General features: G+C 50.6%; 11 protein-coding genes. 5 read left to right on the forward strand and 6 right to left on the reverse strand.

The window, feature by feature from the left end; translation table 11 throughout:
* Positions 1–76: 76 nt before the first annotated feature.
* The 4 genes from FW767_RS10300 to FW767_RS10315 are packed head-to-tail and all read right to left on the reverse strand — an operon-like array spanning position 77 to position 8,815.
* The gene (locus tag FW767_RS10300; RefSeq protein WP_121699279.1) at positions 77–2,452 is read right to left on the reverse strand and encodes an endo-1,4-beta-xylanase; all 2,376 of its coding nucleotides are present in this window, start codon (positions 2,450–2,452) and stop codon (positions 77–79) included.
* 33 nt (positions 2,453–2,485) lie between these two features.
* Positions 2,486–3,934, reverse strand: coding sequence for a glycan-binding surface protein (locus FW767_RS10305; protein WP_121699280.1), 1,449 nt, complete (start codon positions 3,932–3,934; stop codon positions 2,486–2,488).
* A gap of 21 nt (positions 3,935–3,955) precedes the next feature.
* The gene (locus tag FW767_RS10310) at positions 3,956–5,644 is read right to left on the reverse strand and encodes a RagB/SusD family nutrient uptake outer membrane protein (RefSeq protein ID WP_121699281.1); all 1,689 of its coding nucleotides are present in this window, start codon (positions 5,642–5,644) and stop codon (positions 3,956–3,958) included.
* Positions 5,645–5,662: 18 nt separating this feature from the next.
* The gene (locus FW767_RS10315) at positions 5,663–8,815 is read right to left on the reverse strand and encodes a SusC/RagA family TonB-linked outer membrane protein (RefSeq protein WP_121699282.1); all 3,153 of its coding nucleotides are present in this window, start codon (positions 8,813–8,815) and stop codon (positions 5,663–5,665) included.
* Between the two features lie 357 nt (positions 8,816–9,172).
* On the opposite strand from FW767_RS10315, the gene FW767_RS10320 reads away from it, so the two are divergent.
* From FW767_RS10320 to FW767_RS10340, 5 genes are all read left to right on the forward strand, one after another.
* Positions 9,173–13,177 carry a hybrid sensor histidine kinase/response regulator transcription factor gene (locus tag FW767_RS10320; RefSeq protein WP_121699283.1) on the forward strand — a complete coding sequence of 1,335 codons (4,005 nt, stop codon included), beginning with the start codon at positions 9,173–9,175 and terminating at the stop codon, positions 13,175–13,177.
* 94 nt (positions 13,178–13,271) lie between these two features.
* Positions 13,272–13,541, forward strand: a complete 270-nt coding sequence (locus FW767_RS10325) for a DUF4492 domain-containing protein (RefSeq protein ID WP_121699284.1) — start codon at positions 13,272–13,274, stop codon at positions 13,539–13,541.
* A gap of 6 nt (positions 13,542–13,547) precedes the next feature.
* The gene (locus FW767_RS10330) at positions 13,548–15,119 is read left to right on the forward strand and encodes a cytochrome ubiquinol oxidase subunit I (RefSeq protein ID WP_121699285.1); all 1,572 of its coding nucleotides are present in this window, start codon (positions 13,548–13,550) and stop codon (positions 15,117–15,119) included.
* Between the two features lie 5 nt (positions 15,120–15,124).
* Entirely contained in the window at positions 15,125–16,264 is a 1,140-nt protein-coding gene (locus tag FW767_RS10335; RefSeq protein ID WP_121699286.1) for a cytochrome d ubiquinol oxidase subunit II, read from the forward strand.
* 9 nt (positions 16,265–16,273) lie between these two features.
* Positions 16,274–16,876, forward strand: coding sequence for an IMPACT family protein (locus FW767_RS10340; RefSeq protein ID WP_121699287.1), 603 nt, complete (start codon positions 16,274–16,276; stop codon positions 16,874–16,876).
* 12 nt (positions 16,877–16,888) lie between these two features.
* Here FW767_RS10340 and queA read toward each other — a convergent pair whose 3' ends face one another.
* Together queA and truB are read right to left on the reverse strand one after the other, a co-directional pair.
* Positions 16,889–17,938: a tRNA preQ1(34) S-adenosylmethionine ribosyltransferase-isomerase QueA gene (queA, locus tag FW767_RS10345; RefSeq protein WP_121699288.1), complete on the reverse strand. Its 1,050-nt coding sequence runs from the start codon at positions 17,936–17,938 to the stop codon at positions 16,889–16,891.
* 18 nt (positions 17,939–17,956) lie between these two features.
* Positions 17,957–18,673: a tRNA pseudouridine(55) synthase TruB gene (truB, locus tag FW767_RS10350; RefSeq protein WP_121699289.1), complete on the reverse strand. Its 717-nt coding sequence runs from the start codon at positions 18,671–18,673 to the stop codon at positions 17,957–17,959.
* Positions 18,674–18,679: the final 6 nt, after the last annotated feature.

Consider the following 18,679-nt stretch of genomic DNA (forward strand, 5'->3'; position numbering starts at 1 on the left):
AGATTTTGTTAAAAAATACGAGGGGAGGGAAAATCGGTCCTCCCCTCGTTATGTATGTAATGTAACGGGTTACGGTTTATTCGGCAGGTGTGCCTTCTTCACCTTCATGAAGGTCTTTCCACTCTTCACCTTTGAAGTCGGTCGATACATCGTATCCGGCTATCGCGTCGCATACGCCCTTATAGGCTATTTTGCGGTTGTAGTCGCCGTCAAACAGGTTGGGCGCGTCGCCGGGCAGCCAGTATTCGTGCTCTTTCTTGTTGTCCGAGAAGCCCCATATGGTTATGGACGACTGCTGGGCCTCGGGGATGTTCTCGAAGTAAGAGGTGAGAATCATCTGATATGTGGCGGCTTGTTCGCTTAGCTGAGCTTCCGAGGGGGTTATGGTCTTGCCCTCCTCCACGCCGAACGCCACGTCGAGCTCGGTGATGCGTATGAGCTTGCCGGTCTGGGCCAGTTTCTTGAACATGGCGTCAACCTGCTCTTTGCTGATTTTGTAGTTGACGTGCATCTGGGTGCCGATACCGTCGACTTGACCGCCGTTTTGGTCGATGTAGTTTACAAAGCCGATGAGAGCATCAAGTTTCGCCGGGCTTGTCTCGAGGTTGTATTCGTTGACAAACAGTTTGGCGTTGGGTGCATACTTGCGTGCGAATTCAAATGCCTTTACAGCGTAGTCCTTGCCGAGGTAGTAGCCCCAGTACCAGTGCTGGTTGCCTGCTTCTGAAGCCCAGTTGAGGGTGAGGCCGTCGGTCTCTGTCTCTACCGGCTCGGAGTCGGCCACGCCGTCATTGTTGTTGCTGCCGAACACGCCGTCGATACCGCGCCATCCGTTGCTGCCGTCGGCTATAGGCTCGTTGATTACATCCCATGCGTCAACACGGTCGCCTACATGCTCCATGATGGACTTGATCCACTGTTCCATAGCGTCGAGAAGTATGGTCTTCTTCTCTTCGGCGCTCTTCGGAATGTAGGTGATGCCGCCGGCGCGAGATGCGTTCAGTATTGCAGGTGCGGGTTCGTCGGCAACTTCTGTTACAAGTACATTGTCGATATAGTAAGTGACTCCCGGCATATACCCGAAATCAAGATTGAACTGCCACGTCGTAGTGCCTTCATTGAAGTCGCAACTGAACTTCTGCGGTATGACCTTTATGTAGGTCCACCCCGTCCCGGTCTCGAAGGCCTCGGTCCAGCCTGACTGATTTCCGGTCCAGTTCATCCACGGCCATTGGTTGGACATGTCGCCGGAGAATGAGAGACGGCCTTTTCCGGGAATATCGGATTTTACGTAGAACGAAATCTCCACATCGGCACCGGTCGTGTTGGGTATCTTCGGTGATATGACCTGAAGGTCCCATGCATTGCTGACAGCGTCGTTGGCAACCATTTTAAGCACGTTCTTGTTGCCTGAAGGAGCGTCGGCTAACTCTACGGTTTCTACACCACCGCTTGCATTGTTGATGGTCCAACCGGTTGTGCCATTGCTGAAATTACCGTTTTCACATAGATTGGCGGGGCCTTCGTTTTTAATACCGAACTTGAAGTCATCGATATAGATATCAGCTTCCATTCCGCCGAATTGCAATCCTACACGGGTCACGTCGGTCTTTTCATCTGACAAAATCACTTCGCCGGTAAACAATACCCAGTTTGAAGCAAGTTCACAGTTTGCGCCCCAGTCTTGGTTGCCGTTGGCTGTATTCTGATACATAAACTGTACTACCGCTCCGGGATTGTCTGTACGGGCCCAGAACTGGTAAGCGTATGTCTCGCCGGGTACGAGTGGGGTGTCAAGTGTCCAGAACAGTTGGTCATGCCAACTGTTTGTGCTAGTGTTGTCGACTGACAATTTAAGACATTGGTTGCTGTTGTAGCCGGGACTGACAAGACTCTTTGTATGGTGGCTCCAGCTGATCCATCCGTTCATGTTCTCCTCAAAGCCGGAGTTACCGATTACATTTACACATACATCATTTTGGTCAACAACTACCTTCATTTCGGGAGCGATGAGCGACTTGAGATAGGTCTGCGGCTGCTGGGTGTGCCAGAGCAGATTGTGGCCGTATAGCTTCATGCCGGCGGGCATTGCTGCCAGCACATTGTCTACTGTAGTGTAGTCGATGTTGCCGCTGGCGTTTACCATCACGCCCATCTTCATGGCGTTGCCGAGGGTGATGCCCGTGAAGTTGGCGTCGATCAGGGCTTTTGCGTCGGCATCGTCAAGATACATGTCGGCGCCTATACCGAGGGCAAGATTCAGATTTGGGTGATATTGGGCCACGTACTCCTTTATAGGCTTGTAGAGTTTTAGTTTCTCGTTGTCGGTGAGGGGCAGCTCCGAGGCATCGACTGTGTTGTCTTTGTCCTGCCACTCCATTATCTGGTCATCGCAGCTTGCCATTATTGTGGCAAGCGCGATTGACGGAAGTATTATCTTGTTTAATTTCATAATTGTGTCGTTCTTGGGTTTTAACGGTTAATATTATTCCTCCTCCTCATCTTCTGGATAGTCGGAAATAACGACGTTTTTGCAGGGTACTATACGCCAGTTGTCGACATAGATCTTGGTGTTGAACAAGTCTGACGGGAAGGCTACGTCGCCGAGCACGTAGTCGGTGTTGACGAAGCCCATGCCGAAGTTGGGGTAGGTTGCTGCAAGACGGTCGTCTATCACGGTCTGGAATGTTGGTGCCACGGCTTCTTTATCCTCAAGCAGGGCTTTGTATTTGCCGAACTCCGACAGGGGAATGGTGACTGTAGTCCAGCCTTCGGTAGTGAACGGCACGTTTTCGCCGTCTACTACCCATGGGGTAAAGAAAGCGGTCAGTTTGCCCGAACCGTATTCGTCGGAGTCGATGCCCTTGTACTGATAGTTGTTTACGAGGCATATCTGAATCTGGCCGGTGGAGCCCCACTTATTGGGTACGTAAATATCAAACTGGAATGCCACTTCGTCAAGCGGGGTATCGGCCGGAATGAGGGCGCTCATGCGTGCCCAGTTCTCGTATTCGAGATTGCCGTCGCCTACGGTCCAGCACTCTGTTACGCGGGGCTTGCCCGATACGATGCCGCCATCGGCGAGAAGACGGTCGGGTACTATCTGGCATACCTGTCCGTTGGTGCCGAGAGGATCTTGCACGAGATCGTTCTTCATGGTAGCGTTGCCGTCATCGTCGGTGCGGTCCTCGAAGCCTATCATTGAGCCGGCTTCTTTCCAACTCCAAGCGCCTTGCTGTCCTTCGGTGTCGAAGTCGAGGAGCATGCCGCGGCGCTCGTTGAAGTAGGCGGGTGTCTGCGATATGCCGTTGGCTCCTTCTGCGATGATGGCGCCTCCTGCAGTGAGTTCGGCGGGCATGGTGAAGGAGTACCATTCACCGTCCTCGTCAGAGTTGATGCCTTCGGTGATCTCCACACCGCCGGGAAGGGTGATTCTGGTTATTTCCTGAAGGCCTGCGCCGAGTACCACGACCTGTTCGCCTGCCGCGGGGAGAGCATTCCGTATGCCCTTGATGCTGGGCGAGGCGGCGCGTATGGTGAAGTTGTGGACTGTCTCGGTGCCGTCCTTGACGAGACGAATGGTGTTGCGCACGTCATCTTCGGCATCGGTGATGGGGGTCTTGCTGCTGAGTTGGATGAGCATGGAGTTGTCACTTACATAAGCGCGGTTGAAGTAGGTGTCGAAACCGTTGACAAACACTTTCTTCATGCCCATGAAACCGGAGCCCTCAAGACGTATGAGTTGTCCGAGGCGGGCAAACTCAACCTCTCGGTCGGGCACCGATGACTCGTAGTTTTCGAGATAGACCTTGTTAACCACGATAGGCTGGTCCTGATACTTTCCGTCGAAGTACTCGTCGTCATCGTTGCACGATACGAAGCCGGCCGACAGAAGCGCTACCACGGAGAGCCATATATATTTTAGATTTTTCATATCTGTTGTCAATAAGTAAAATTAGTTAAACAAATCGGCGGGGGTGACTTCGCGTTCGCCGAACTCGTAGGAGACAGGAGTCTCGCTCAGGCGCGGGTTACGGCCGAGGTCTACGTCGGAGAGCGGGAACTGAAGGCTTGCTATGGTAGCGGTGGACACGTCGGTGGCGTCGGAAGTCTTGGCGTATTTGCAGGGCTCGCTTTCGTCATATTCGTAGCCGGCGTGGCGGTCCTGATGGTTGAGGTAGTTGACCACTTCGGCCTGCTGATAGTAGGCGCGGCGGAGCAGGTCGTACCAGTATTGGCCTTCAAATGCGAGCTCTATACGGCGCTCGTAGTGGATGTCGTCGTAGTCGATCTTGTTTTTGGCAGGCATGCCGGCGCGGGTGCGTACTTGGTTGAAATACTCGAGGGCAACGGCGTCGGATGTCGATGCGGCGTTGCCGAGTATGGCTTCGGCAAGGTTTAGGTACACTTCCGCAAGGCGCATCATGTAGGTGTTGACGCCGCTGGACTGCTTGTAGCTCACGCCGTTGTCGTCAAATTTGCCGAGCACGTGCTTCTTCACATGGCAGCGTTTTTTGTAGGCATTGTCGTCCACTTCGGTCACTCCTACTGTGTAGCCGCCGTTTTTCTTGTTGAATTCGGGATAGAATTCGCCGTATGTGGTGACTGTGTAATGACGGCGGTCGGTTTCTGCCGGGTCGTAGGTGCGTATTATGTCATATGACGCATAGGTGGCGTTGCCCCATCCTGCGTCATCGACCATCGATGACCAGCCGAAGAAAGCCGAAATAGGATTGTGGCATCCGTCGGCACCGCTTCCGTTAGGACCGGCTATCCATTGCAGCTGGAATACCGACTCCCGATTGTTGTTCCATGTCTTTACATCAAACAGGTCACCGTAATTGTCCATAAGGCTGTAAGGCCCTTCCATACATTTGACGGCCGCTTTCTTGGCGAGGTCAAGGTAATATGTGTTGCGGGTTCCGCGGTTGAAGTCGGTGGCTATGTTGCTTCCGTCGTATGCGCCGTCGGTGGTAAGTCCGGCCATGGACAGGTAGATTCTCGACAGTAGGCCGTAAGCGCTGTAGCAGGTGACGCGTCCTTCATTGGCTTGCGACTTGGGCAGATTGGCGGCTGCATACTCAAGGTCGCGGATGGCAAACTCTATGACGTCGGTTACGCGATGAGGAGGCACTACATAGTTGCCTACCATAGCCGAGGTGTTTTCGTAAAGTACGGCGCGGTTCCAGATGGAGCCGATGTACCAGTAGGCGATGCCGCGCATGAAGCGGGCTTCGGCTATGCCTTGCGACTTGGCGCCGGCGGTTACGGCCGGTCCGGAGAAGTCTTTTATGCGGTTTATGGTGTTGTTGGCCTGTGCTACTACGGAGTAGAACGACTTCCACGCGTCATGAAGACCGGGCGAACTTGCCTGTTCGGTAAGTTTGGTGTAAGGATATATGTAGTCTGACCACGGTGCGTTGATGTTGTTGGAGCGGCCGTCGCCTACGGAGTAGTAGAACTTCTCGTTGAATCCCCACCATGCGTAGTTGTAGAGAGGATAGGTTGTGGCGCTTACCGCCTCGTCGCTGTCAAGGAATGTCTGGTCACTCGGTGACGATGTGCTCTGCGTGGTAAGGAAGTCATCGCATGAAGACAAGGCGATACATCCGGCGGCCATTAATATTGCTATTTTTGTTTTCATTAGTTTCGGATTTGGATATTAGAATGATACGTTAAGACCGAAAGTGTAGATGCGGGGCGAAGGATAACGACCGTAATCCACGCCGGTCATGAGGGCGTCGCCGTACATGGCACCCACTTCGGGGTCAAGACCTTTGTATTTGCTCCATGTGTGAACATTCTGGGCGCTGAAGTACACACGCACATTGTCGAGATAGAGTCGGCGTACTATATTGCGCGGTATGGTATAGCCGAGAGATATGTTCTGAAGCCGTATGTAGGACGCATCCTCCACCATAAGGTCGCTGAGGCGGTAGTTGCCGTTGGCGTCGCTGTTCTGCACTGCGGGCATGTCGGTGGATGCTGCGTTGGCGATGTAGATGTTGCGGTAGTCGGTGTCGGGAAGCGACGGGTCGATGACTGCAAACTTGGCAAAGTTGAGCGAAGAGCGTAGTATGTTGGAGTTCTGACGCGGATCTTCGATACGTATGCGGGTCATGTTGAGTGCCTTGTTGCCGTAGGAGCCCGAGAACATGATATTGAGGTCAAAACCTTTGTAGTTGAACGTGTTGCCGAAGCCCCAAGTGAATTTAGGCTCGGGATTGCCGATAAACGTGCGGTCTTTGTCATTGATGACTCCGTCTTTGTTGATGTCTTCGAAGATGTAGTCGCCGATCCATGTCTGATTGGGGTCGATGCCTTTGCCTTCGGGACGGGCTACTTCGCAGAGGTTGCCGTTGGCGTCATGATAGTAGAAATCTTCGGCTTTGTCGAAGCGTCCTATGACCTTGTATCCGTAGAACTGGCCGATAGGCTGGCCTACGACGGTCTTGGTGACTATATAAGGCGTTGAACCGATGCTGAAATCTTTTTCTACCGATGCCGATGCTGTGTCGAGTGACTTGACGCGGTTGCGGTTGAGCGAGAACACGAGGTTGGAGGTCCAAGTGAACTCACGGTTGGCTATGTTGGTGGTGTTAAGCGTAAGTTCTATACCTTTGTTTTCAATTGAACCTACGTTCATCCACGGGTTACTTGCGCCTCCGTAGCCTTCAGACCCGAGGAATGCCGGAAGCTGTACCTGCAGAAGCAGATTCTCGGTCTTTTTATAATACACGTCGGCTATGAACTCTATTCTGTTCTGGAGAAGGCCGAAGTCAAAGCCGATATTGTAGGATGACGTGGTTTCCCATGTGAGTTCGGGATTGGCGGTGTTGCCCGCGAGGACACCTACGCCCCACGGTGTTGTCTTGGACGACAACATGGACATATAGGCGTAATCGGCCACGTTCTGGTTACCGGTTTTACCCCAGCCGAGACGTAGTTTCAGTGAATTGATTTCGTCGATGCCTTTCATGAACTCTTCCTGTGATATGCGCCATGCCAGAGCCACTGCCGGGAACCAGCCCCATTTGTGGCCGTCGGCAAATTTTGACGAGCCGTCGCGGCGGATGGTGGCTGTCAGAAGATAACGGTCGTCAAATGAGTAGAATGCGCGTCCGAAGAACGAGGCGATTGTATTGATGTTGCGTAAGCCGGTCGTGCTTGATTTGGATATGTCGCCAGCGCTCAGGTCGGGAGTGGTATTGGTGAGAAAGCCGGTGGCCTGACCCATTTGTGTCTCCCAATGGCTCTTTGACATTTCCTGACCTAACATGACGTTGATGTTATGTTTTTCTGCAAATGTGTTGTTGTAGGTGAGGATGTTGCGCCATGACCAGTACTTGGTATCGGTTTTGGTCCAGCGCGAAGTCCGGTGATCCTGAGTCTTTATGCCGAACTGATAGTCTGGTTCGTAGAAATAGAACTTGTTGAAGTTGTAGTCGCCCGAGAGTTCGGTGCGCAGGGTCAGCCCTTTGTAAAGGGCGGCTTCAAGATATACGTTGAAGCGCAAGTTGACTTTCTTGTTGTTGTTGGTGATGAGCTCGGCAAGACCGAGAGGGTTTTCAGGCATCCATTGGTCTTCCGGACCGTCGTACGAGCCGTCGGGCGAGGTCACGGCTACCGTGGGCTGCTGAAGCAAAGCGCTCATGATGGTGTTGTTATCGGTGCCTACTGCTTGCTTAGACTCTGAAAATGAGAAATTTACTCCCCCCCTAAGCCACTCTTTTATCTGAGTGTCGACATTGGAGCGAAGCGAGTAGCGCTTGAAACTTGAACCTACCGCGATACCGTCCTGATCGAGGTAACCGCCGGAGAATGCCCATGTGGTACGCTCGTTTCCGCCTGATACCGATATGCTGTGGTTCATCATGAAGGCTTTGCGGAAAAGTTCGTCCTGCCAGTTGGTGCCTTTGCCGAGAAGGTCGGGGCGAACAAACGCACTGCTCGGAATCAGCAGGTTGCGCTCGATGGCGCGGTAGTTGTGATGTTCGGCATACTCCTGAAGGTTGAGCATGTCATACTGTTTGGGCATCTCCTGCCATCCGAGATAAGCGTCGTAGGTGACGGTGGCTTCGCCGGCTTTTCCACGCTTGGTTGTGATCATGATCACACCATTGCTCGCGCGCGAACCATATATAGCGGTCGCAGAGGCATCTTTCAGAATGTCCATCGATACAATGTCGGAGGGGTTGATCGACGAGAGCGGGTTGGACGACTCCGAGTCGGTGGCCGAGTCGATCACGACACCGTCGATCACGAAAATCGGCTGATTGGTGGCGTTAAGCGAGTTGATACCGCGTATACGGATTGAAGTCGAGGCTCCGGGTGTTCCGGAGTTGGCTTGTATCTGTACACCGGCGGCACGGCCCTGAAGCACTTGGTCGATACTTGTCGATATCGACTTCTTGACGGCGTCTTCTCCTACCGATACCACGGAGCCCGTGAGGTCGCTTCGTTTCATCTGGCCGTAACCTACCACGACCACTTCATCAAGTACGGCCGCGTTTTCTTTCATGGTTACGTTGATGACGGTGCGTCCGTCTACGGCGATGTCCTGTGTGTTATAACCCACATAGGAGACTGTGATTGTACCTTTGGGAGCGATCGTAAGCGTGTACTTGCCGTCAATGTCGGTCGAAGTACCGTTGGACGTGCCTTTTTGCTGAACGGTGGCTCCGATCAGTGGCTCTCCCAATTCGTCGACTACTGTTCCCGAGACAGTGATGGTCTGGGAAAATGCCCATAGCGGTGACATAAGTCCTATTAATAATACCGCTATGAACCGCAGATTAAAATCTGTGCATTTCATGAAAATAATGTTATTGGTTTTGGGATTAATTGTAAGTTCTTGATTGGTTTAAATTCTCGGTTGCCCGCATGAGTCATACGGGACTTAAACTTGTTGTTGTTTTATTGCATAAGCATGGGCAATTGGTTTAGGTTTGTGTATTGTTGTTAACGATTGATTACTGTGCAAATTTAAGGGTTCTTAAGATATTAGCTTGTGTTACGCGTAACAAAATTATTGGTTTTTGTAATACAATCTTAGTGTATGTACCATATATTATCACGATTGTAACAAATATGCTGTAAAACATAAAAGGACACTTTTCTTGGTGTATCAATTTGCTTATTTTTGCGTAAAATATGTAATACGACATATATCATGAAATTTAAACACGTTCTTATTGCAGTCTGCTTGACTTTTACCGCTGTTGTTTCGCCTGCACAACGTACAAAGCTGTATACTTCCAACGGTTTTTTGTCGAGTTGTCTTATCAACGATGTATATCAGGACTGTAAAGGATATATATGGATAGCTACGGAGTATGGCCTGAACCGTTTCGACGGTACCCGTTTTACCACATTCAAGCACCTGCCCGGCAATGCTCTGTCGCTTCGTGACAATTATGTCCGTTCTATTCAGGAGGACACGCAAGGACGGTTGCTTGTAGGATGTATCACAGGGTTGATGGAGTTTGACCGTGCTACTGAAGAGTTCCATGATATACCGCTTATATATGATGACAGGCCTGTGCTGGCTCATGTGTCGGTCATTGCCCGGCTGTCAAATGGAGAGATATGGATAGGTACGGCCGGTTACGGAGTATTTCTTTATGACCCGTCGTCCGACACTGCCCGTAGCATGCATCATCTTTCACGTGCGGCGGGTAGTCTTCTTATAAGTGACATATATGAAGATGTCACTCATGCCATATGGATAGCTACCGAGGACAATGGTGTGTGCCGTTACTATCCTGCCGGCGACCGTTCGCGGTCCTATAATCTTGAATGCTCTACGGTAGGCAATAAGGTGTCGGCCGTGATGGGGTCGTCTGACGGCGACGTATATGTCAGTTCGCTTGATGCGGGAGTTAGCCGGTTATGTTACGGAGCCGAAAATTTCAAGCCGGTTGCATATGCCGGCGGTGTACTTTCCGTAAAGACCCTTGCGGCTTATGGCGGCGCTCTTTATGCCGGTACCGAAGGTCACGGAGCCAAACTTGTGGCAGGTGATGTGCTGCTTGATGTATCCTCGAGTTCGCCGCTTGTCGAGTTTAACCGGTCCAAAGTGCACCGCATGCTTGAAGACCGCGACGGCAATCTTTGGATAGGCATGTTTCAGAAGGGTATTGCTCTGGTGCCTAAACTGCGGCATACGTTCGGCTATTACGGTAGGGCCGTACATGAAAATCCCATAGGTGACGGCTGTGTCATGGCTGTGTATGTCGACAGCGCTCATAATCTGTGGGTAAGCTGTGACAACGACGGAGTGTATTGCCTTGATCAGGGAGGTCGGCGGATTGCATATTATCCAACACCAACTACGGTCATGTGTATTCTTGAGGATTCCCGGTCACGGATGTGGATCGGATCGTTTAATTCCGGCCTTTATAGGGTTGGCCCCAATGGCTCTCTTGATGAAGTGAGCCGATTTGCCGAAAAGAAGATATGCAGCATTGTAGAGGCCGGTGAAGGGGAACTTTATCTCGGCACATTCGGCAGCGGACTTATCCGTTATGATCCTGATGACGATACTTCGAGTGAATTGTCATTCAAAGTCATGAAAAAGGAGGAGACTTCAATCGGAAACGACTGGATAAACTGTATGCTGTATATGCCCTCGGGGCATTTGTGGATAGCCCATTATCAGGGCCTCAGTTGTTATGACACACGGTCGGGGCGTTATATGAGGTTTGGCGACAGTGAGAATCTTGTTGACGGAGTCATAGCTTATTCGTTGATGGAGGACCATAAGGGCAATATATGGTGTGGCACTTCCGGCGGCATATATGTCTACGATGTCCTCTCGGATGAAGTGGTACACTACTCTTCAGAAGACGGTCTGCCCAACGACGTGGTATGCGGCTTGTGTGAGGATGACAGTCATAATGTGTGGGCCAGCACTTACCATGGCATATCAAAGTTCATAGTCGGTGAACGGCGTTTTGTGAATTTTGACGCCGGCGACGGTCTGCAGGGCAACGAGTTTACGCATGGAGCTTACTGCAATGACGGGAAAGGAATAGTATATTTCGGAGGCACCGATGGCGTGACTTCCTTTCATCCGCTTGACATAAATGACAGTCAACGTGTTTATACTCCGGTTATAACCGGTTTTGACATTTTTTCAACTCCTGTCACCACATCTACTTTATCGGGAGGGCGCAAGGTTATAGACGCAGGGTTGTCTGAGGCCCGAAATGTGACACTGGCTCACTATGACAATACATTCAGCATAGCTTTTTCCACCTTTTCTTACGACAATCCCGACAAGCTTGTATATGAATATCGTGTCAGGGAACTTGGTAAAGGCTGGCTGACTACGTCGCCGGGGCAGAGCCGGGTCACGTTCAATAATATGGCACCCGGCAACTATCGCTTTCAGGTGCGTGTGGCCGGCAATACGTCGCCTGATACATTGCGCGAGCTTAATATTAATGTGTTGCCGCCGTGGTACCGGTCATGGTGGGCTATATTGATATATGTGTGCGTGCTGGTGTTTGTCATAGTATGTGTACTGCATTTTTTACGGGATAAGGCCGCCGAGCATCGCCGGCAGCTTGAACGCCGGCAGTCCGAGCAGTTGCTTGAGGCCAAGTTGCAGTTCTTTACCAATATATCGCATGAGATACGTACGCCCATGACGCTTATTATAAGTCCGTTGGAGAAGCTGATAGCAAATTGTACCGATGGCGGTCTGCGTGAAACGTATATGATGATATTTCGCAATGCCCAGCGCATACTACGTCTTGTCAACCAACTTATGGACATGCGCAAAATTGAAAAAGGGCAGATGCGGCTACACTTCTCCGAGACCGACTTGGTGCCTTATGTAGAGGAGGCCATGCGCTCGTTTGAGTATATGGCTTATGAAAATGATGTGACGTTTACCTTTCATCACTCTGCGCCGAGCCTGCCGGCATGGATTGATGTGAACAATTTTGACAAGATACTGATCAATATACTGTCCAACGCATTCAAGTATACACCACGGGGAGGTCACATCGATATAACGCTTACAGAAGTAGAGGATTCGGGAGCTTTGCCGCCGCTTGACCGTTATGTGGAAATCGCGGTGTCGGATAGCGGCATAGGCATAGATCCCGATAAGATAGAGCATATATTTGATAGGTTCTACCGTATAGAAAACGAGATTACCGGAGCTGTGGCCGGGGCCGGTATAGGCCTGCATCTGTGTCGTACGCTGGTCACTCTCCATCATGGCACCATATCGGCGCGCAATCATGTCGGCGCCACAGGATGTGAATTTATTATACGGCTTCCGGCAGGTGCCGATCATCTTACTGCGGAGGAGCTTCAGGCTGCTACGGCACGTATGGCTCCCGGATATGAGGTGCCTGTGACCCCGCTTTCCGATAAAAATGGGTCGAAAACACGGTCCGATATAACTGTGGCTATCGTGGAAGATGATGTGGACGTCAGGGAATATCTGCGACACGAATTGTCGGAAAAATATAATGTGGTCACGTTTTCCAACGGTAATGAGGCTCTTGAAAATATTATCGCCGATGCCCCCGACATTGTCATAAGTGACGTGATGATGCCCGGTCTTGACGGCTTGTCACTCTGTCGTAAAATGAAGCAGAACCCCAACATCAACCACATACCGGTCATACTTCTATCGGCAAAGGTAGAAAATGAAGACCGTATGACCGGACTTCAGGCCGGTGCCGATTCATATATGTCAAAGCCGGTAAGCATGGAGGTGCTTATGAGCACGATATCGGGTATGATCGCCAACCGTAAGCTATTGCGCGCCAAGTTCAGCGGAGCGCAGGATCAGGAAGATTCGGTAAGGAAAATAACTATGAAGTCGCAGGACGAGGTGCTTCTCAACCGTATTATGGCTGTGATAAATGACAACTTGTCATCGCCGGACCTTAGTGTGGAGCGGCTTGCCGAGGAAGTGGGACTCAGCCGAGTGCATCTGCACCGTAAACTGAAGGAACTTACCAATATGCCGGCTCGCGATTTTATTAAGAATCTGCGGCTTAAGCAGGCGGCGCGTCTGCTTAGGGAACAGAAACTGAGTGTTGCCGAAGTTGCTTATGCAACGGGCTTTTCCAATCCGTCACATTTTACGGTCGCGTTCAAAGAGATGTTCGGCATGCCGCCGACACGCTATGCCGGCTTACGAAAGTCATGATGTGACGTCACTTTATGAACGCGGATCGGGAAACCTCTGACAATTATTTTTTGTTTTATGAAAATAAAAGCCTATTTTTGTTAAAAACAATTAGATGGACCACAACCAAACTTCCCGACGCGGCAATCTGCTGATGCGTGTTATCCGTTTCTATCGCGACGGCTTCCGGTCTATGACCGTCGGTCGCTATCTGTGGGCCATGATTATAATAAAGCTATTTATACTTTTTTTTATATTCAAGCTCTTTTTCTTCCCCGATCTGTTACGGCGTGATTATGATAACGATGTCGACAGAGCGCGGGCGGTGCGACACTCGATGACTGATTACAACCGAAATCAAGAAAATACAATACTAACACCTTAATTAATTATGGATGACTTAATTACCGTAGTCGACTGGTCGAGATGGCAGTTTGCGCTGACGGCCATGTATCATTGGCTCTTTGTTCCGCTCACCATAGGATTGGCCCTTATTGTGGCTATCATGGAGAGTGTGTATGTAAAAAACAAGTCGGTCAAGTGGCTTGCCATGACCAAGTTCTGGATGCTGCTGTTCGGTATTAATTTTGCCATAGGTGTGGCCACGGGCATTATACTCGAATTTGAATTCGGCACCAATTGGTCAAACTATAGCTGGTTCGTCGGCGATATATTCGGCGCTCCGCTTGCCATAGAAGGTATCGTGGCTTTCTTCATGGAGTCTACTTTCATAGCCGTGATGTTTTTCGGATGGAAAAAAGTCAGTCCGAAGTTTCATCTTGCGGCCACATGGCTTACCGCAGCCGGTACAGCACTGTCGGCTTTGTGGATTCTTGTAGCCAACTCTTGGATGCAGCAACCCGTAGGCATGGAGTTTGACCCCGCACAGATGCGAAATGTCATGGACGACTTCTGGGCATTGGTTTTTTCTGAAACAGCCATAGCCAAGTTTAATCACACAGTGGCGAGCACTTGGGTTGTGGCCGGAGTGTTTGTTATCGGTGTAAGCTGCTGGTTTCTGCTCAAACGGCGCAATGTGGATATGGCCATGTCTTCAATCAAGGTCGCCGGTTGGGTAGGCGGAGCCGGCATACTTATAACTCTTGCCACAGGCGACATCTCGGCTGTAAGTGTAGCCAAACACCAGCCAATGAAGCTCGCTGCCATGGAGGGCCTTTACGATGGTAAGTGCGGTCAGGAACTTGTCGCTTTCGGTATACTTAATCCCGACAAGACAATTGACAATGATGTCGACCCTTATCTGTTTCATGTCAGCATACCTTACGGATTGTCGTTTCTTGCAACTCATGATCCGCACGCTTTTGTTCCCGGCATCAATGATCTGATTTCCGGAATAAGGCTTACAGAAAACGGCGATACCGTGGATGCGGTCAGCTATGCCGACCGCATAAAAGCCGGACGTGAGGCCCATGAAGCGCTCCGCACCTATGATGCGGCTATGGCGGCCGGCGATAAGAGTGCCATGGACGTTGCCGCCGGCGACATCAAAGCGAATTACAAGTATTTCGGCTACGGGTATCTTGACAGTCCGGAAGAGGCAGTGCCGCCCGTGGCGCTTACATTCTACGCATTCAGGGTCATGGTTATGGCCGGCGGTTATCTGCTCCTGTTCTTCGCCATAGCTCTTTTTGCCGTTTATTACCGTCCCAAGTGGTTGCAAAACCGGGTGGTCAACTGGATAGGCATACTGTCGATTGCCGTTGTCTGGGTGTGCTCTCAGAGCGGCTGGATTACCGCTGAAGTCGGTCGTCAGCCGTGGGTCATACAAGATATCATGCCTACCAAGGCTGCTATAAGCGCCATCTCCTCGTCATCGGTAATCGTGACATTCTTCATGTTCGCCGCTGTATTTACCATACTTCTTGTCGCGGAGATCAGCATTATGGTCACGCAGATCAACAAACATTCCAAGGAAGATATTACTACAATCTCAAATGAATAACTATCATGGCACTTGAACATTTACAGATATATTGGTGGCTGCTCATATCGGTGTTGGGCGCTCTTCTCGTGTTTTTGCTGTTTGTGCAGGGGGGGCAGTCCATGCTTCCTTGCACACGCAACACCGTCGACCGCAATCTGATGATAAACTCCATCGGACGCAAATGGGAACTTACTTTTACGACGCTTGTGGTATTTGGCGGTGCGTTTTTCGCTTCGTTTCCGTTGTTTTACAGCACGAGTTTCGGCGGTGCTTACTGGTTGTGGATGCTGATACTGTTCACATTCGTAGGTCAGGCTGTCAGTTTCCAGTATCGTCGCAAAGCCGGAAATATCTATGGTACCGGTTTTTATGACTGGCTGCTCTTGTTAAACGGTTGTCTTGGCTGCTTTCTGCTCGGAGTGGCGGTGTCGATGTTTTTCTTCGGGGCTGAATTTTCGGTGACTATGGGTAATATTCTCGATCCCGGGGCTCCTGTTATTTCGCGTTGGGCACCCTCCCACGGATTTGAAGCCATATTTTATTGGAAAAACTGGATACTCGGTTTCGCCGTGCTATTTCTTGCGCGTACGCAGGGAGCTCTTTATTTCATGAACAATATCGGTGGCGATGATCGCTTCTTTGACCTTAACAAGCGCCGAGTGCTTGTCAACGGTGCGGTATTTGTGGTTTTCTTTGTGGCGTTTGTCGTAATGCTTTGGCTGGCCGACGGATATACAACTACAGGTCTACACGGCTTTGAAGTGACTCCTCACAAATATTTTCTGAACTATGTGCAGATGTGGTGGTGCCTTGTGCTATTCCTTATCGGAGTGGCGATGGTGCTTTATGCCGTCGTCAAATCGTCGTTTGCCAAACATTACACCAAAGGCATATGGTGGTCAGGTACAGGTACGGTGCTTGTGGTGCTGACTCTGTTCTGGGTAGCCGGCTACAACAGCACTCCTTACTATCCCTCGCTCACTGACCCCTCGAGTTCGCTTACCATTCAGAACAGCTCTTCGACTTACTTCACGCTGACTGTCATGAGTTTTGTGTCGATACTTGTGCCGGTGGTCGTGGCATATATAGCTTATGTCTGGTATAAGATGGACCGCAGCCAGCTGACTCCCGGTGAGATGGAAAGCGATGACCACTCTTATTAAAGACAATAAATGACTATGGGCGATACTTTTTATACACTCGAGTCAGCGTCGGAAGGATGTTATAAAGAGAAGATGAGCAAGTTCCTCGCTTTTGCCGTGCCTGTGTCAGGTGCGGCGGAGGCTAAGGAGGTTGTCGCATCATATCAGAAAAAGTATCATGACGCACGACATGTGTGCTGGGCCTATATGACGGGGGCATCTCGTACCGACTTTCAGTGTAACGACAACGGCGAGCCCTCCGGTACAGCCGGCAAGCCTATTCTCGGTCAGATAAATTCATTTAATCTAACAAATGTAGTGATTGTTGTCGTGCGGTATTTCGGTGGCATAAAACTTGGCACTGGCGGTCTTATCGTAGCATATCGCGAGGCGGCAAGGGAGGCTATATCGGCAGGGCGTATAATAGAGTGCCATGAGCAGCGCGAGATAACATTTACATTTCCCTACATGGTCATGAACGACGTGATGCGTGCGGTGAAAGATCCGGAAATAAAGATTCTAAACCAGATATTTGACAATTCTTGTGAGATGTCTGTAACGATACGCGCCGACTATGCTGATGCATTGTCGGCGCGATTATCCGATATATCGGGAGTCAGTTTGCTTTCTTGAGACTTGGTGCTGTCAGAGGATGAGCATGGCGTCGCCGTAGGCTCCGAAGCGGTACTTCTCTTTGACTGCCTCTTCGTAAGCGTGCATGACAAGGTCATATCCGCCAAATGCGGCCACCATCATGAGCATGGTCGAATAAGGCATATGAAATCCGCTTACCATAGCGGATGCCACAGTGAAATCGTAAGGCGGGAAGATGAATTTGTTGGTCCATCCGGTAAATGTCTTCATATGGCCGCCCATGCTTACGGCGCTCTCTATGCCGCGCAGCACTGAAGTGCCTATCGCGCATACCTGTTTGCCGTTGTCCTTGGCGTTGTTTACAAGGTCGACAAGTTGCGGAGTCACCTCCATCTCTTCCGAGTCCATACGGTGTTTCGTAAGGTCCTCCACGTCAATTTCGCGGTAGTTTCCGAGTCCGGAGTGAACTGTGAGGAAGCCTGCTTCCACGCCTTTAATCTCAAGTCGTTTCATGAGTTCCCGACTGAAGTGGAGTCCGGCAGAAGGAGCTACCACCGCACCTTCGTTGCTGGCGAATATACACTGATAGCGCTCTGCATCCTCAGGCTCTGGAGCGCGTTTTATATATGGGGGCAGGGGAGTCTGGCCCAGTTTGTACAGCGCATCCTTGAATTCTTCATGACTTCCGTCATAAAGGAAGCGCAGTGTACGTCCTCGCGAGGTGGTGTTGTCGATGACTTCGGCTACCATCGACTCGTCATCGCCAAAGTATAGCTTGTTGCCTATTCTTATCTTGCGTGCCGGTTCTACAAGTACATCCCACAATTTGTTTTCCTCGTTCAGTTCACGCAGCAGAAATACTTCGATTCTCGCTCCGGTCTTCTCCTTGTTGCCATAAAGCAATGCCGGAAATACTTTTGTGTCGTTGAATACAAATACGTCGCCGTCACCGAAAAAGTTGATTATATCTTTGAAGCGGAGGTGTTCTATCTCTCCGGTATCACGGTGGATGACCATCATGCGCGCTTCATCGCGAACTTCACAGGGATGAGAGGCTATCAGGTCTTCAGGGAGCTTGAATTTGAATTGAGAAAGTTTCATATATAAGAATCTTGATATTTATACGTTTTCTTTGTCTTCGGGCATTTCGACAGGGCCCTCCTTTATAAGCGCCACTGCGCTGTCCACACTCATGCAGTTGTCGACAGTGACGTCACCTACTCTTGTACGGCGTAAATCCGTAAGATGTCCTCCTGAACCGAGAGCCTCGCCTATGTCGCGGGCAAGCGCACGTATGTAAGTGCCTTTGCTGCATACTACTTTTATCGTTATGCTCTCGGGCGAGAATTCAAGCAGCTCTATCGAGTCGATGACAAGAAGTTTGGGCCTTATTGTCACTTCATCGCCGCGGCGTGCGCGTTTATAGGCGCGTTCACCATTGACTTTACATGCTGAAAAAGCCGGCGGTATCTGTGAGATAGCTCCTGTGAAGCGCTTCAGCGTATCGTCCACCAGTTCTCTGGTTATATGCTCTGTGGGGTAGGTGGCATCGACTTCTGTCTCAAGGTCAAACGACGGGGTTGTGGCACCGAGGGCTATCTTGGCGACATATTCCTTGGTATGGGCCTGAAGCTCGTCGATGAGTTTGGTGGCTTTGCCGGTGCACACCATCATCACCCCGGTTGCGAGAGGGTCGAGAGTGCCTGCGTGTCCGACTTTCAGCTTTTTGATTCTCAGTCGGCGCAACAGTGCGCCTCGTATGCGCTTTACCGCGTCAAAAGAGGTCCAGCCGTATGGCTTATCGATATATAATATCTCTCCGTCTAAAAAATTCATATTTAT

Source organism: Heminiphilus faecis, from assembly GCF_008728965.1.
GTDB lineage: Bacteria > Bacteroidota > Bacteroidia > Bacteroidales > Muribaculaceae > Muribaculum > Muribaculum faecis.

Excerpts from the sequence above, each read along its gene's own strand:
- FW767_RS10310 (WP_121699281.1), bottom strand. The coding sequence starts at position 5,644 with ATGAAAACAAAAATAGCAATATTAATGGCCGCCGGATGTATCGCCTTG.
- FW767_RS10320 (WP_121699283.1), top strand. The coding sequence starts at position 9,173 with ATGAAATTTAAACACGTTCTTATTGCAGTCTGCTTGACTTTTACCGCT.
- queA (WP_121699288.1), bottom strand. The coding sequence starts at position 17,938 with ATGAAACTTTCTCAATTCAAATTCAAGCTCCCTGAAGACCTGATAGCC.
- FW767_RS10305 (WP_121699280.1), bottom strand. The coding sequence starts at position 3,934 with ATGAAAAATCTAAAATATATATGGCTCTCCGTGGTAGCGCTTCTGTCG.
- FW767_RS10300 (WP_121699279.1), bottom strand. The coding sequence starts at position 2,452 with ATGAAATTAAACAAGATAATACTTCCGTCAATCGCGCTTGCCACAATA.
- FW767_RS10330 (WP_121699285.1), top strand. The coding sequence starts at position 13,548 with ATGGATGACTTAATTACCGTAGTCGACTGGTCGAGATGGCAGTTTGCG.
- FW767_RS10315 (WP_121699282.1), bottom strand. The coding sequence starts at position 8,815 with ATGAAATGCACAGATTTTAATCTGCGGTTCATAGCGGTATTATTAATA.
- truB (WP_121699289.1), bottom strand. The coding sequence starts at position 18,673 with ATGAATTTTTTAGACGGAGAGATATTATATATCGATAAGCCATACGGC.
- FW767_RS10340 (WP_121699287.1), top strand. The coding sequence starts at position 16,274 with ATGACTATGGGCGATACTTTTTATACACTCGAGTCAGCGTCGGAAGGA.
- FW767_RS10335 (WP_121699286.1), top strand. The coding sequence starts at position 15,125 with ATGGCACTTGAACATTTACAGATATATTGGTGGCTGCTCATATCGGTG.
- FW767_RS10325 (WP_121699284.1), top strand. The coding sequence starts at position 13,272 with ATGGACCACAACCAAACTTCCCGACGCGGCAATCTGCTGATGCGTGTT.